The sequence below is a fragment of the Nocardia neocaledoniensis genome (assembly GCF_003182135.1).
GTDB lineage: Bacteria > Actinomycetota > Actinomycetes > Mycobacteriales > Mycobacteriaceae > Nocardia > Nocardia neocaledoniensis.
In genome coordinates, this window is sequence record NZ_QGTL01000003.1 from 326485 (window position 1) to 341293 (window position 14809).

The following is a 14809-nucleotide window of genomic DNA, read 5'->3' on the forward strand; positions in this document are numbered from 1 at the left end:
ATCGAAGTGCTTCCGCCGGATTGAACACCAGCTGTCCACCAGACGAAGATTTCGGGGTTCGACACCACATGCCAGATATTCGCCAGGCTCAGCGCGCCTTCGACGCGGGCGTCCTCTCGCTCGGTCTGTCCATCGACGGTCAGGAATCCGCGCGGGACGACGAGTACGCGAAGCTGGCCTTCCAGCGCGCGACGGAATGGGATTCGTCGATGTGTGACGCGTGGCTGGGCCGCGCGGCGGCGGGCGAGGTGACCAAGGAGGTGCTGTTCAATCTGCACCGCACCAGCCTCGATTCGCTCGGCCGGGAGCAGCGCAGGCTGGGTCTGGCGCCGCGCGCCATGGCGGGGCGGTTCCTGCCCGGGCTCTACATCGACTACCCCCTGGCCGGCCTCACCGAGATCTGGCTGGCGTGGGCTTCGCAGCTGATCGCCGACAAGGACTACGACCAGGCCGAGCAGGTCCTCGACGAGCTGGCCAAGTTGCGCGCGGGCCGCGTAGACGATCCGGACAAGGCGATCGACGACCGGATCTGCGCCTACATCCGCGGCATCCTGCACTACAACACGCAGCGCTGGCCCGACGTGATGACCGTGCTCGCCGGTTCCGAGGACTGGAAGGACCCGTACCTGGCCACCGGCGCCAATGTCATGGTCGGCACGGCCTGCGCGCAGCTCGGTCTGTTCGGCGAGGCGATCCGGCGCATGGAACAGGCCGAGGCGGGCCCGATTCCGTCGGCCAAGTTCACCGCCATGTACAACCGCGGCCTGTGCCTGCGCGAGGCGGGCAACGAAGCCGAGGCGCAGAAGCTGTTCGAGCAGGTGTACTCGCAGCTCCCCGATTTCGCGGCCAACACCTCGGCCATGCGCGACCGCACCTTCCGCATCGTGGTCACCAGCCGCGAGGTGATCGACGCGCGCACCGACAAGTGGGATCCCACCTCGGCGCCGACGCTGGCCTCGATGAACGAGGCCGCCGCGGAGGACCGCGCCAAGACCGTGCTCGCCGAGGCGCGCGCGCAGCTCGACAAGCAGGTCGGCCTCGCCTCGGTGAAGAACCAGGTGGCCAAGCTGCAGTCCTCGGCGCAGCTGGCCAAGATCCGCGCGGGCAAGGGCCTGTCGAGCCAGTCGCGCGGCCAGCACTTGGCCTTCACCGGCCCGCCCGGCACCGGTAAGACCACCATCGCGCGCGTGGTCGCCAAGATCTACTGCGGTGTCGGACTGTTGAAGACCGACAAGGTGGTCGAGGCCAAGCGCGTCGACTTCGTCAGCCAGAACCTCGGTGGCACCGCCATCAAGACCGAGAAGCTGATCGACAGCGCCATGGACGGCGTGCTGTTCATCGATGAGGCGTACACGCTGATCCAGACCGGTCTCTCCGGCGGTGACGCGTTCGGCCGCGAAGCGGTGGACACCCTGCTGGCCCGCATGGAGAACGACCGCGACCGGCTCGTGGTGATCATCGCCGGCTACGACGGCGAGATCGACCGCCTGCTCGCCGCCAACGACGGTCTGGCCTCCCGCTTCGCCAAGCGCCTGCAGTTCCCCTCCTACACCGCCGAGGAGCTCGGCCAGATCGGTGAGATCGTCGCGGGCAGCCGGGATTCGCAGCTCTCCCCCGCCGCGCTGGAGACGCTGATCGAGACCTGCCGTCACCTCTACGACATGGAGAGCACCGATCAGAGCGGGCAGCCGCGCCGCGGTGTCGACCTGGCCGGCAACGGCCGCTTCATCCGCAATGTCATCGAGGCCGCCGAGGAGGAGCGCGAGTTCCGGCTGGCCAACACCGACGGGATCGACCTGGCCGAGGTCGACGACGACGTGCTCATGCGGATCGAGGAGCCCGACATGCGCACCGCGCTCACCAGCATCGTCGCCACCCTCAATGTGGGACAGCTGCCGAACCTGTCCTGACCGCCGACGACACGGGGCCGGGCGCGTATTCCGCGCCCGGCCCCGTGTCGTTTTCGGCTACTTGGTGGCCGATGGCAGCGAATCGTAGCTGGTCAGCGCGTCTTTCGCGGACAGCGTCGGCCCGGGGACGAGCTGTCCGATGATCGACCACGGCGCGAGACGCGGCTTGTCGCCGAGGCCGAGCACCGCGGCGGTGGCGGCGTCGGGGATGCCGTAGCGAATCCCGTTGTCGGCCACGTAGAACAGCGACTCGCGGCGGAGGCTGCCCGGCTCGGCGCCGGTGACCTGCACGTATTCGCCGGTGGTCGGCGGCAGATACACCGCGTCCATCCGGTCGCCGGAGCCGTCGGCGGTCGAGAGGGTCACCGGCTTGGCCGAATCGGCCAGTGGCAACTTGGTCCCGGCCAGCAACGTCACAGTGGCGCGTTCGGCGGGGCCGTCGACCGTCTTGCCCTGCGCGGTGGCCTCACCCGGGTCCTTGGCCCAGTTCACGCAGGCCACCGGCGCGTCCTCGGCGGCGAGGATGCGCGGCTTGCGTTCCGGGAAGTCGGTGATCGGCAAGGTCTCCAGCATCGGCATCCGGTCGAGCACGTCGGGTGCCAGCTCGGCGATCTCGCGCATGCCGCGCGAATCGGCGTTGCGGAGCAGGTCGGCGGTGAACTCCGAGACGCGCTGCACGCCGTCGGCGAGCACGACGTACATCGTCTCCTGGCCTGCGGCCTGGACGCCGGTCACCGAGATGATGCCGCCGATCGGCACATTCGACAGTTTGCCGGGGCCCGGTTCGCCCGCGCGGTCGATCGTGGGCACGGCCAGCGGCGGCGCCTGGGTGGTCGCGCCGAGCACGCCGCTGCCGATCGGGCGGGCCTGCTGGCCGCTCAGGCCGAGGGTGCGGGCGATCACCGAGTTGGCCGGGTCGATCTCGGCCCTGGTCCCCCGGTACACGAGGTAGGTCTTGTCGTCGTGGCGCACCAGCAGGGCATCGTCGGCGCCGGTGGGGCCGATCCGGTCACCGGTCTCCGGTTTGCCGACGATGGCGGTGGTGATGCCGCCGCCGGTGCTGGACGCGCTGCCCGCGGCCGAGAGCTGGGTGGTCTCGCACAGAGTCCAGTTCGAGCTGGAGCCCTGCTTGGAGCCGGGCATCGCGGCCGGGGCACCGGGAATGCCGAGCAGCGGGCCGCGCGGCAGCGAGCCGAGTTTGTCGTCCTTCACCGATTTCGGCGACTGCGCGTCACCGGCGATGAGCCGCGCGGAGGCGAGATTGAGCACCGGGTGAAGGGTTTTCTCGCCCTCCTTGGCCTCGACGACCACATACATGGCGCCGCTCTGCTTCCCCGTGACGATCAAGGCGTCGCCGATAGCGCCCTGGGGTTTGAGGAAACCGAGAATGGCCGCGCCCGCCACGATGATCAGCCCGAGCACCGCGCCGACCATCATCGACCTGCTCTGCGAGCGCATCGGATCGTGCAGCATGCGCACGTCACGACGCACGAGCGCGTGGTCGAGCCTGCGCAGCAGGAAACGATAACCGTTGACCTGGGCCTTGGTTGTCAGCTGTGCCGGCACAGGGACTCCATTGCTGCGTTGTTGACTTCCGCCCGGACCACAACGACCGGGATTCCCTGCCTCACGACAGAGGGTTCCTGTTTCATCGACGGTTGCCTTCCCGCATTCAACTGCGGGACGGTCTCACACCATCTCCGCAGGCCAAGACCGCCAGCCCAGCGGCCTGTATGTTCTTCGCCGCGTTCACGTCCCGGTCGTGTACCGCACCACACGGGCAGGCCCACTCGCGAACGTTCAACGGCAACTTGTCCGTGATCCGCCCACACGTCGAGCAGGTCTTGGACGAGGGATAGTACCGGTCGATCGCTACCACCGTGCGCCCGTACCAGTCCGCTTTGTACTCCAGCATCGACCGGAACTCCGACCAACTGGCATCCGAGATCGCGCGCGCCAACGACCGGTTCCGCACCATGTTCCGCACGCTCAGATCCTCGATGGCGATCACTTGGTTCTCGCGCACCAGTCGAGTCGAGAGCTTGTGCAGATGGTCGCGGCGACGATCGGCGATGCGTGCATGAATGCGAGCCACCGTCAACCGAGCCTTCGCCCGATTCGCCGAACCCTCCTGTTTCGTCGCCAGCAACCGTTGCGCCTTCGCCAGGCGGACACGGTCGCGCTTTTCGTGCCGAGGGTTGGGCACCTTCTCCCCGGTCGAAAATGTGTACAGGGACGTGATCCCCGCATCGACGCCCACCGTCGTCTCCGTGGGCTCGTGCTCGACGACAGTGTCTTCCAGCAGGATCGAGACGTGATAGCGGCCCGCCGTGTCCTTGGAGACAGTGACCTGAGACGGCACCGCCCCTGCGGGCAGTGGCCGGGACCACGCGATGTTCAACGGCTCGGACTGCTTGGCCAACTTCAACCGACCGTCGCGGTAGGTGAAGCAGTTCGAGAAGTAGGTCGCCGAATCTCTCGACTTGCCCTTCTTCTTGAACTTCGGGTATGCGGTCTGCTTGCACCAGAACTTGTCGAACGCGCACTGCAAATTCCGCAACGCCTGCTGCAAAGGACCTTTGGACGGCTCGGCCAGCCACAGCGTTTCCGGGTCGCGCTTCCACCGTGTGAGCATCAGTGAGGTATCGGCGTAGTTGACCCGCCGTTGCTCCTCGGTCCAGACGCGGGACCTTTCCGCGAGCGCCCGATTGTAGACGTAGCGAACACACCCGAACGTACGCGCGAGCTGTTCGACCTGCTCGCTGGTCGGGTAGAAGCGGTACTTGTACGCCCGCTTCACTGCCTTCGTCACGTTGGCAAACTAACATGCCCCCCTGCCAGAATCGAATGAATGTGCGAACCACGCCGTGCGGGACGGGGTCTGCGCACTACTACGCTCCCTTGATCACCATCTCGTCGGACACGGTACCGTAATTCCGGAATTGTCCTTCACCATGATTCGACGTATGCCAAGCAGGGACAACGATTTTGAACAACAGTATGAACGCCGGGCAAACCGGCGGCGACAATGCCTACGACACCTTGCGTGATCCGGAATTCTGGTTGTTCCGGATGTATCCCCTGCGTGCGTGCGTTCCGGTCGCGGTGCTCGCGGCGATCGTGGCCTGGATCGTGCTGGCGACGAGCGACTCGGTCTACGGGGCGATCGGGGGCGCCGCGGCCGTGCTGCTGAGCGGGCTCGTCCCGATCCGGCGGCGGCCACCGGCGGTGCGCATCGGTGACTGGTTCGGGCGTCGGCTGCGTGCCCGCGCCGACACCCTGGACCGGGCGCCCGCCTTCGACGTGCCGCTGCCCGAGGGCGGCGGCTGCGGCGTGCGCTGGGACGGTGACCTGCTGCTGACCATGCTGCGGATCGACCCGCCGCCGGACGCGCTGACCCTGCTGCGCCGCGGCTCGCTCAGTGCCGACCAGCTGCTGCCGCTCACCGAAGTGGCGCGCTGCCTCGACCAGTTCGATGTCGAACTGGTGAGCATCGATGTCATCTCCACCGGCGCGCGCACCGCGGGCACCGGCGCCGCCGCACACCTCTACAACCGGATCCTCGGCCCGCTGCCCGCCATCGCCCACCGCACCTGCTGGCTGGTGCTGCGCCTGGATCCGGTCGCCAACGCGACCGCGGTCGACAAGCGCGGCGGCGGGGCGACCGGCGCGCTGCGCACGATGATCATCGCGACCCGCCGGGTCGCCAACCGCCTGGCCACCCAGGGCATCGACGCCGCGGTGCTCACCGCGACCGAGATGAACAGCGCGGTGCGCGAACTGTCCTACGGCTTCGACCCGCTGCGGCTGACCGAGTCGGCCCACGGCCTCGAGTCGGAGTTCGGCCGCAATCTCACCCACTACCAGCTCACCGCGCCGATGATCGGCACCAACGGGCTGGCCGAGATCTGGTCGCTGCCGACGCTGTCGACCACCGTCACCCTGCGCCTCCATCCGGGCGCCCGGCGCAACGGCCGCGCCGACGACAAGGCGGGCACCGTGGTGCTCAACGCCGTGGTCCGGTTCGACACGGTGGAGCCGTTCGACGAGGCGCCGATCGCGGGCCTGCGCGAACTGCCGGGCAGCCAGCGCCGAATCCTGCTCGACACCTTGCCGATCGGCGCCGCCGACGACCTCGGCGGCCGCGACGGCTATCGCGGCTCACTCACCGCGCTCACCGACATCGCCGTGCCCACCACCGGTTGCGGTCAGCTGATCGGCGCGGACGAGCGGGGTCAGGGCATCGCGGTCCCGCTGATCGGGGCGGGCACCCGGCACGTCGACGTGATCGGCAATCTGGACCTGGCCCAGCAGGTGGTGCTGCGCGCGACCGCGCTCGGCGCGCACGCCGTCGTGCACACCTCGCGCCCGCAGGCCTGGCAGTCCATGGTCGCCAATCTGGCCACCCCACAGCTGCTCTCGATCGCCCCGCGCGCCGCGGGCGCGACCCCGCAGGCCCCGCCGGGACCACCGCCCGTGCCCGCCGCCCCCTACCCGACCACGACAGTGCTGGTCTTCGACGGCATCGCCCCCACCACGCACCTCGGCGGCGCGACCATCGTCGAAGTCCGCACCGCCGAGCGCGATCCGGAAGCGATGCCCGCGGACGTGACGCTGATCCAGGACCCGTACGCGCCGAACCGGATCACGGTGCGCACCAGCACCGGCAGCGCGACCGTGTCGATGGTGACGACCCCCGACGAAATGCATTACATCGGCGAATCACTGGCGGCCCGGTGACCTTCCGGCGAATCCGGGTCGGCCGCAGACCACCCGGCTCGCCGCGGGGAATCGGCAGCGATGGAGCTCACCGCAGGGCGAGCTGCGCCTCGTAGTGCGCGCGCACGGCTTCGAGCCGGTCGCGATCGAAGCTGCCCGGTTCGGCGGCGAAGAGCGCTCGGCCCTCAGCGGAGACGAAGGCCGACGCCGGGACCGACCGCGCGGAGTCCGGGATGAACTTCAGTACTTCCTCGACGGCGGCCAGCGCCGTCGCCAAGGCGTGCCGCGCGGCCGCTCCGCCGGGCGCACTCTGGTCGGCACAGAGGCGTGAATAGCGCAGCCACTCACCGGGATCGAGCAACTGCGAGGCCGCCGCGCCACCGAAGCGCACCGCGCCGGCGGGCGGCGGGAGGATCTGCTCCGGCAGCCGGAACACATATTCGCGCCGCGCACCGCACGACTCGCACTGTCCCACGTATCTGCTCGCCGGCCCGTCCGCGGTGATGACCGAGCTGACGAACTCGCACCGCCGCGAACCGCACGTCGCGCACGGCCGCAGCCGCAGGAACAGGCGCGCCTCGGCATTGGTCCTGGCCAGCGGCAGCGGCGCCGTCACGACCGGCCCTGTTCCGTCGAACCGTCGGACAGCTGGGGATACATGGCCCGTTCCGCCGGCCGCAAGCGCGCGACCTGCAGTTGACCCGCACCGCGACAGATCGGGCAGACCCGCTGCTCGTGGCATTCCGGGCACGGTCGCCGCAGGCCCGCGTCATCGAGCACCCAGCCGTTGCCCCCGCACGCCGGGCACCAGCCGAGTCCGTCGCATTCGTAGCAGAGCACGTGCCCCGGCTCGACGGTCTCGGCGGTGCGGACCGGGTCGGGCTGCCGCGCTTCCGGTGTCCGCAGCGCGAGCGTCGGGGTGAGACCCGCGTAGACGACGTCACCGGTCTCCGGCCACACCCGCACCTCGATCAGGAATCCGTCCCGGCTGCCCGTCACCACGACGCGCGAGGCGACGGTGCCCGCACGCCGATCCTCGGCGATGTCGAAACCGCAGGCCGCGAGAACCTCGGCACCGCGGCGCACGGCCGCCGCGGCGGAGTCACCCGCGGCGAGGGCGGTCTGGACGCGCACGGTGTACCGGTAGCGCGGCGGCTCGGTCCATTCGGCGACCTCCGGAAGGTCGGGCAGCGCGGAGTCGGGAACCACCGTGTCCGGTGTGACGTGCGCGGCGATCACCCGCACCTGCTCGAGCAGACGCACACCGAGCCGACGCAGCTCCTGTTCGGCTCCGGGAACCTCACCCATTCATCCTCCGACCACGCACCATAGCACCGCCGACAGCCGTCTCGCCCCGAGCATGCCATGCCGCCCCGGCGACCCGGCCGTCACCGACCGTTTCCGTTGGCATGGTTCGGAATTCATGTAATGATCGAAACTTGTTCACACAGACGAGCGAGGTGCGACATGGCTGATCCGGTGGAGGTCTACATCAGCAGCTTGCGCGGCACCGGTGGCGAACTCGACGGCCTCGCGACCCGGATCGACGGAATCCTCAGCCGGGTGGCCGCGGCCTCGCAGGCGCACTGGGGGCGCTGGGGGGCCGACGAATTCGGCACCAGCTTCGCCGAGGGCGAGCAGGGCTACAGCGCCTCGGACAAGAACCTCCAAGCGGTCGTGGCGTCGAAAGTCTCCCTGTTGCAGTCCTATTCGAGTGCGTTGGTGGACGCCGCCAACCGATTCCAGACCGCCGAACAGGCCAACAAAGACGGGCTCGGCTGACCTGTCGACGCCGGACGGGTGAGCAGGAGGAACATGGCGAACGACGCGGCGTACGGCCGGCTCGAGGATCTGGCCGACACCGTGCGCGAGGGCATGGACACCATCGCGCGCGCCCAGCTCGAACAGTCGCGCCTGACCGCGACCGCGTCCGCGGCGGCGGGCCGGGTCGTCGTCACGGTCAACGCGGAGAATGTCGTGATCGAGGTTCGCTTCGCCGAGAACATCGGCGAGCTGGGCTACGAGGAGATCGCCCGCGCCGTCACCACGGCGACCCAGGACGCCGCGGTCGTCATGCACCGCAAGACCAGGGACCTCCTGGACACCCTGCGCGCCGACACCGCGCGCATCCCCCGGCTCTCGGAGTATCTGCCCGGGATTCCCGATGTCCAGGACATGATTCCCGAACCTCCGCGCGCTCCGGTCGCACCGCCCAGCGCGCGCCAAGGCCTGTTCGCGCCTTCCGACGGCACGGTGCGGTTCACCGACGACCCGGCGACGACGAACGAGTCGGCCTGGTGATCGCGGTCGGCGGAGGTGGCCGGTGTCGGGTCTAGCCTCGGTCTTCGATCTGGTCCCCGGCTGGATCCTGCAGGCACTCAATTTCGGCACCGCGTATCCGAAGGGCGACGAAGACGATCTGTTCGCCCTCGGCGACGCGTGGAAGCAGGCCGCCGAGGAACTGCGCCAGCTCGAGCCGGACCTGCGCGCCGCCACCGACGCCACCGCGAAGTTCTACAGCGGGGACGGCGCGGTCGAGGTCAAGAAGGAGTTCGACAAGCTGTTCGCCGGCCCGAACTCCGTGGACGAGCTGGCCAAGGCGCTGGAGGAACTGGGCACCTACACCCGCAACGGCGGAACCCAGCTGGAGTACACCAAGATCATGGAGGGCAGCTTCGCCCTCATCACCGCCTACGCCGTCTACGCGTTGATCGCCGCCTGGCCGTGGGGGTCGGCCGGGGTGCCGCTGGCGCTGGCCGCGGGCCGGACCGCCGTGGGGGCGGCCGCCACCCGCGGCCTCCAGCAGCTGGCGTTGGAGGCGGGCCGCGTCGGCCTGCGCAATCTGCTCAAGCCGTATCTGAAGCAGATCACCATCGCCGGCCTGAAAGCGGGCGGCATGGGGATGGGCCTGGACGGGGGTATCCAGGCGTATCAGCTCGGGATGGGGCACCGCGACTCGTTCGACCTCGGTCAGAACCTGCGCACCGGATTCGAATGGGGCGCGGGCGGTGTGGTCGGCGCGCCCGTCGGCATGGGGATGCACAAGCTGCTCGGCCGCACCGGCATGAGCCCCGCCATGCGCGGGCTGCTCAGCGGCGTGACCGGTGGTGCCGCAGGCGGGCTCGGCATGTACGGCGGCGGACTGGCGTGGCAGGTCGGCGACCAGCTCGCGCACGGTTACTTCGACGCGAACAAGATCGACACCACCTTCGACCCGAAGCTGGTCGTCGTCGGCGCGGCACTCGGCGGCGCGCACGGTGTGCGGTCCGGCGCGAGCCTCGGGCACGCGCCGACCATGGACGCGCCCAGGATGTCACCGGCCGCAGCGTCGGCGGCGAAGGCGCCGATCGTCACCGAGGCCTCCGTGCGCGAGGGCAAGCAGCTCTACCACGATCTGGCCAAGCAAACCCATCCCGACCGCTTCGAACCGGGGGCCGAGCAGAACCGGGCCCGCGATGTCTTCCAGCGCGCGAACGACGTCAAGATCGACTCGCAGGGCCGCTACAGCGACCAGCACGTCGCCCGGCTCGAACAGCTGCGCACGGAATGGAACAACTCCGGCGCCGCGCCACGCGACGGTGCCACGGCGCGCCCGTCCGAGGCGGCGATGCGGGCCGAGACCCAGGGCCGCGCCGACTCGGGCGCCCGGCCCGAGGGCTCGACCACGCGGGCGGCCGAATCCGTGGTGCGCGCGTCGGATTCGGGCGCACGCACGGCTACCGGCGAGCGCGCTGCGACTGGGGCACCGGAAGCGCGAACCGGTGAACGTGCGGCCACCGGGGACGCCGCCGGAAAGAGCAAGACCAGGGCCGGGCTCGCCGAACAGCACAGTGCCACCTCGAATCTCACGGCAACGTCGAAGGACCGGGCGGCCGAGCCTGCTGGCGAGCAGCGCCGCGCCGAATCCGGCACCGAACAGGCCCGCGCCACCGCGCCGGGCGCGAGCGAGCCCGGCAGGCCGAAGGAACCGGCGGTAGCGGAACGACCCCGTACCGAAACCGAGCTCGTCCGGAGCGAGACGGCGGCCCGGCCCGCGCCGCCGGCCGTCGAGCCGGGCACGCGGCCGGGCGTCGCGCTGGAGCCGCACGGCGGGTCCGCCGCGAGCGTCGCGGAGTTCCACGGCGAGGCGCGCCCGCCGAACCAGCCGGATCTGACCACGCGCGAAGTCGTCCATGTGGTGGAGGACAGCCTCGCGCTCATCACCCCGGAGGACGTGGCGTGGAATCGCGACACCAAGCGCTTCCTCCTGCCCGATGGCCGCGACATCAGCGTCACGGCCGAACCGACGACCGGCGGCGCCGTCGCCGAGTTCCGCGGCCGCCCCGACGGCACCGGCTACGACGTGCACGTCTCACCGCGCGCGCGGGACCAGGATGTCGTCCGTGGTATCGCGCACGAGATCGCCGAGATCCGGCTCGCGCAGGAACCCGAGATCATCATCGATCCCGTGCGGGAAAGCCCCGATCGCCTGACCGATCACCTCGGCGGCAGATTCGCGGAAGTCCGTGTGCTGCTCAACAAGATCGACGCGGCCACCATCGATCCCGCGCGAGCCGACCAGCTCCCCGGACTGCGCCGCGATCTGGCCGATCTCGCCGGACACCTCGACCTGCGGCCAGGCAGCACCGCCGAGCAGCTCCTCAGCGGGCACGATCCGGCTCTCGCGCACCGCTACGCGCTCGAGCGCTCGGGCCTGACCGAGCACCGTCCGATCTTCAGCGAATCGCTCACCGCGGCCGAATACGATCGCGGCAGCACCGCGCACCTGGCGACACTGAACGAGCTGGCCGCGGGCGAGCACGTGCGCGACCTGGTCGCCAACGAACGGCACGGCCTCGACGCCCGGATGCGCGAGGAACTGGCCCGGCGCATCTTCGACCCGATCTTCGAGAACCCGAATTTCCGTGAGGCCCGCAGGCACGTGCCGACCGCGCACCTGATGGCGGCCTTGGATCCACTCAACGTCGCCATCAACGATCCGAATCCGGCCGCGGCGCAGCGCGGCCGCGACCTGCACGAAGCCATCGACCGGTTCCACACCGCGATGCCGGAGCCCTTCCGCACGGCCATCGGTCCCGACGCGTTCCAGCGCATGCACGACGCGGCGCAGACACTGGCGTCCTCGCCGAATCGGTTCGCGGCCGTCCTCGAGCACGGCACCGGGCGGCTCGAAACCGACGGCGCCGCCGGCTCGATGAGCGAACTCCTGCACAGCGTCGACCGGGCGAACCGCGCCGCCGCCGCGAACGGGATCAATATCGAGTACACCGTGATGATCCACGAACCGGTGCACGGCCTCTCGGCCGTGGAGATCATTCCCCGGCCCCGGCCCCTGCATCGGCTTCCGCTGGAGCAGTACGTCTTCGGCGCGAACAACGAGCGGGTGGAGCTCGTGCACCGGCCACCGACCGGCGTGCCGAACGGGCACACCGTCGATGTGGGTGTCGGTCGCAGCGCGTTCGGTGTCGAGATGACGCCGCCCGCCGATCGCACCGGGGGCGGGCTGGTCGTGAAGACCGAACTCGCCGAATCCTTCGCGATTCCCAGCCAGCGCAGGCGCAGCCTGGGCATTCTCGATCCCGGTCCGTTGACCGAACCCGGGACCGTACTGGTCTTCGGCGACATGCTCGGCGGCGGACACGTGCTGGGCGACGGGACCGCAGGCGGTGTCGGCCGGATCTTCGTCAACAATGTCAGCGCCAAGCTGCCGCCCGAGGCCTACCTGTCCATCGCGGCGAATCTGGAGCGCACCCTCGCCCCCGGCGGCCGCATCGAACTGCAGTGGGACATGAAGTCCGAGGCCGCCGACCCGAGCAAGGGCTTCCCCGGCGATCGCGGCCACATCGACGGCGACCAGCTGTGGACAGCACTGCTCGAGCACTACGACAACCGACCGCCGTTCCGCATCGAGGAATACACGGAGTTTCCTGGCGCGGGCAACAACGATTACGACTACACCATCGACGCGGGCGCGAGCAATGTCCTGAACAAGGACAAGATGGATTCCTTCTCCGCACCGCGACCGGACCATCGGATGGTGATCGTCTACGACCCGGCGCTCAGAGGGCTGCTCGCTCCGCCGCGGCGGTGACGCCGGCCAGGGTCAGCTGGTACATCGCCGAATCGATGTCGAAGGTGCCGTCGTCACCGAATATCTCGACGATCCCCGCGCGGGTAGCGATGCCGTGCTCGGCGGCGTCGACCAGCGCGCGGGCGGCCGCGCGCCGTCGCTCGCTCGCCTCGGTGCCGGGGACGCCCGCGACCACCCTGGCGGTCGTGTCGGCCGTCCAGATGCCCGGCACGGCTTCGGCGAGATGATCTGCGGCGGGTGACTCGCCGCGGTACCACGCACCGTCCTCCCACCAGTAGCAGAACGACAGCAGACCGCTCCCCGCCCGGGTGTTCAGTACCGGATCGGCCACCCACTCGGGTGCGCCGGCATACAGCGCGGGAAGTTCGGCACCCTCGTTGTAGGCGGCGTCGAGGGCCATCGCGTTCCACACTCCGCCGGAGAGCACCGCACGGCCGCCCGGCACCTCGTACAGTGTCGAACCGCTGGCGGAACCACCCTCGAACCAGCAGAGCGCGGGCAGCATCCGCGGTCCCTTGGCGGACCCGGCGGCGACGAACGCGGCCGCGATCACCGCCCAGCGCGCCCGCATCACCGGATACGGCGGAAAGTCGAACTCCGACACCGTGGCCCGCACCCCCGCGGCGGCTTCGGTGCGCGCCAGCCGTGCCGCGGCACCGGGCCCGCGCAGCTGTCTGCCGCCGTGGTGCAGATACGCGGCCAGCCAAACCGGCAGCCGCCGACGCGGATGGACCGCGAGGTCGGCCAGGTAGGCGCGCGGCTCGAAGAGCTGGTCCGCCGGGAACGGCTCATCGCCGTAGTCGTGATCCACCTCGAGTTCGCCGGTGCTGCTCATCGTCATCACCAGCCGCCACCACGGCCCGTCACCGTAGCCCGCCGACAGTCCGCGGTGCTCGCGCACCGCGTCGAGGATGACCTTGTTCGGCTGCGCACGGACCGTCGCACCCTGCGCGTCCTCGAACAGCAGGTGAACCACTTCCGCCTCGACGGTCAGCGCGAACACCGCGGTCAGATTCCGCCAGCCCGCTGGGCCGAGTGCCGCTGTCTGCCTGGCGATCCGGTACGCCAGTTCGGTGATCTCCCGCGCCGGATCGGCAGGCACGGCGGTTTCCGGCGCCCGCGGGCCGAGGGCGAACGGCCGGTCCGGGATCGCTTCCTCGCCCACGCACTCACTCCTCGACGCACACCACTTTCACAGCAGCCCCGCGCCTGTCCAGAGCTGCTGACCTCTGCGAAATATACCCGGTCCCAACAGATCACACTCGGGTGATCGGCTCGCTTGGTGACCGTGGCCGGCCGATGAAAACGGGGCGAGGCCGGATGCCGAAGGCACAGGTCTCGCCCCGTTTTCGTTGGGCCACAGGGCCCGCGCTCGAGCGCGCCGACGCTGACTCAGAAGTCGGCGAAACCGTCGCCGACCTTGCCGTCGGCCTCGAGCGCGCGGTTGAGCGCGGACTCGACCTGAGCGGCGAGCTTGTCGAGCTTGTCGAGGGTGTCGGTCAGCTCGGTGGTGACGTTCTTGTGCGCGGTGTCGAAGTTCGAGATCGCGTTGTCACCCTGCAGGTTGTTGCGGAAATCCGAAGCGGCGCCCTCGAGTTCGTCGATTTCGCCCTTCATCTTCCCGCCGTAGGTCTGCAGGTCGCTGAACAGCTCGTTCATCGCCGCGGGATCGTAAAGAATGGTCATGAGCTCAGTTCCTGTTCGTGTCTGATGCGCGGTCAGAGGTTGGTGTAGCCGCCGCCACCGCCGGTGGAGCCACCGCCGGACAGGCCCTGGCCGTCCATGTTCACCAGGGTGGACTTACCGGTGTTCACGGCTTCGGTGAGGCGGTCGAACTTCTTGTTCAGAGCGTCGGCCTCGTCGTGCCAGGCCTGGGCGACCTTCACGAACTCGTCGGAAGCGTCACCCTTCCAGCCACGGAGCACGGCCTGGGCCGCGTCGTCGATCTGGCCGACCGACGTACGAAGGTTGTTGATGGTGCCTTCGAGCTTGGAGACGACGCCGTCTACGCCGCCTGCTTCTACACCTACTGGTCCCTGAGGGGGCATGTGCCGAACCTTTCTTACTTGATGGTTGAAACGGAGGATGG

12 protein-coding genes are annotated in these 14809 nt (G+C 69.5%); 5 read left to right on the forward strand and 7 right to left on the reverse strand.

Annotation, left to right across the window (positions count from 1 at the left end; translation table 11 throughout):
- Positions 1 to 68 precede the first annotated feature (68 nt).
- Positions 69 to 1910, forward strand: a complete 1842-nt coding sequence (gene eccA / locus DFR69_RS09715; RefSeq protein ID WP_110037148.1) for a type VII secretion AAA-ATPase EccA — start codon at positions 69 to 71, stop codon at positions 1908 to 1910.
- A 57-nt stretch (positions 1911 to 1967) separates the two neighbouring features.
- Here eccA and eccB read toward each other — a convergent pair whose 3' ends face one another.
- Both eccB and DFR69_RS09725 read right to left on the reverse strand, forming a co-directional pair.
- On the reverse strand, positions 1968 to 3476 hold the full coding sequence (eccB, locus tag DFR69_RS09720; protein WP_110037149.1) for a type VII secretion protein EccB: 1509 nt from the start codon (positions 3474 to 3476) through the stop codon (positions 1968 to 1970).
- 106 nt (positions 3477 to 3582) lie between these two features.
- The gene (locus DFR69_RS09725) at positions 3583 to 4710 is read right to left on the reverse strand and encodes an RNA-guided endonuclease InsQ/TnpB family protein (RefSeq protein WP_110037537.1); all 1128 of its coding nucleotides are present in this window, start codon (positions 4708 to 4710) and stop codon (positions 3583 to 3585) included.
- A gap of 200 nt (positions 4711 to 4910) precedes the next feature.
- Between DFR69_RS09725 and eccE the strand changes: the two genes are divergently transcribed.
- The gene (gene eccE / locus DFR69_RS09730) at positions 4911 to 6650 is read left to right on the forward strand and encodes a type VII secretion protein EccE (protein ID WP_110037150.1); all 1740 of its coding nucleotides are present in this window, start codon (positions 4911 to 4913) and stop codon (positions 6648 to 6650) included.
- A gap of 67 nt (positions 6651 to 6717) precedes the next feature.
- Here eccE and DFR69_RS09735 read toward each other — a convergent pair whose 3' ends face one another.
- Positions 6718 to 7245 (reverse strand): hypothetical protein, encoded by a 528-nt coding sequence (locus DFR69_RS09735; RefSeq protein WP_208643942.1) that lies wholly within the window; start codon positions 7243 to 7245, stop codon positions 6718 to 6720.
- Entirely contained in the window at positions 7242 to 7937 is a 696-nt protein-coding gene (locus DFR69_RS09740) for a hypothetical protein (RefSeq protein ID WP_208643943.1), read from the reverse strand. The genes DFR69_RS09735 and DFR69_RS09740 overlap by 4 nt, the downstream gene beginning before the upstream one ends.
- A 159-nt stretch (positions 7938 to 8096) precedes the next feature.
- On the opposite strand from DFR69_RS09740, the gene DFR69_RS09745 reads away from it, so the two are divergent.
- Genes DFR69_RS09745 through DFR69_RS09755 form a run of 3 tightly spaced genes read left to right on the forward strand, consistent with a single transcriptional unit; the run spans position 8097 to position 12720 of the window.
- Positions 8097 to 8411, forward strand: a complete 315-nt coding sequence (locus DFR69_RS09745; RefSeq protein WP_110037151.1) for a hypothetical protein — start codon at positions 8097 to 8099, stop codon at positions 8409 to 8411.
- A 33-nt stretch (positions 8412 to 8444) separates the two neighbouring features.
- A complete protein-coding gene (locus DFR69_RS09750) occupies positions 8445 to 8930 on the forward strand; it encodes a YbaB/EbfC family nucleoid-associated protein (protein ID WP_110037152.1) in 486 nt (161 codons plus the stop codon).
- Between the two features lie 22 nt (positions 8931 to 8952).
- A complete protein-coding gene (locus DFR69_RS09755; protein WP_110037153.1) occupies positions 8953 to 12720 on the forward strand; it encodes a WXG100-like domain-containing protein in 3768 nt (1255 codons plus the stop codon).
- Here the strand turns inward: DFR69_RS09755 and DFR69_RS09760 are convergent.
- The 3 genes from DFR69_RS09760 to DFR69_RS09770 all read right to left on the reverse strand — a co-directional run bounded on the left by DFR69_RS09760 (position 12689) and on the right by DFR69_RS09770 (position 14768).
- Positions 12689 to 13885: a hypothetical protein gene (locus DFR69_RS09760; RefSeq protein WP_110037154.1), complete on the reverse strand. Its 1197-nt coding sequence runs from the start codon at positions 13883 to 13885 to the stop codon at positions 12689 to 12691. The two genes, DFR69_RS09755 and DFR69_RS09760, sit on opposite strands and share 32 nt — an antisense overlap.
- A gap of 227 nt (positions 13886 to 14112) precedes the next feature.
- Positions 14113 to 14406 (reverse strand): WXG100 family type VII secretion target, encoded by a 294-nt coding sequence (locus DFR69_RS09765; RefSeq protein WP_022567327.1) that lies wholly within the window; start codon positions 14404 to 14406, stop codon positions 14113 to 14115.
- A gap of 32 nt (positions 14407 to 14438) precedes the next feature.
- Positions 14439 to 14768: a WXG100 family type VII secretion target gene (locus DFR69_RS09770; RefSeq protein ID WP_110037155.1), complete on the reverse strand. Its 330-nt coding sequence runs from the start codon at positions 14766 to 14768 to the stop codon at positions 14439 to 14441.
- Positions 14769 to 14809: the final 41 nt, after the last annotated feature.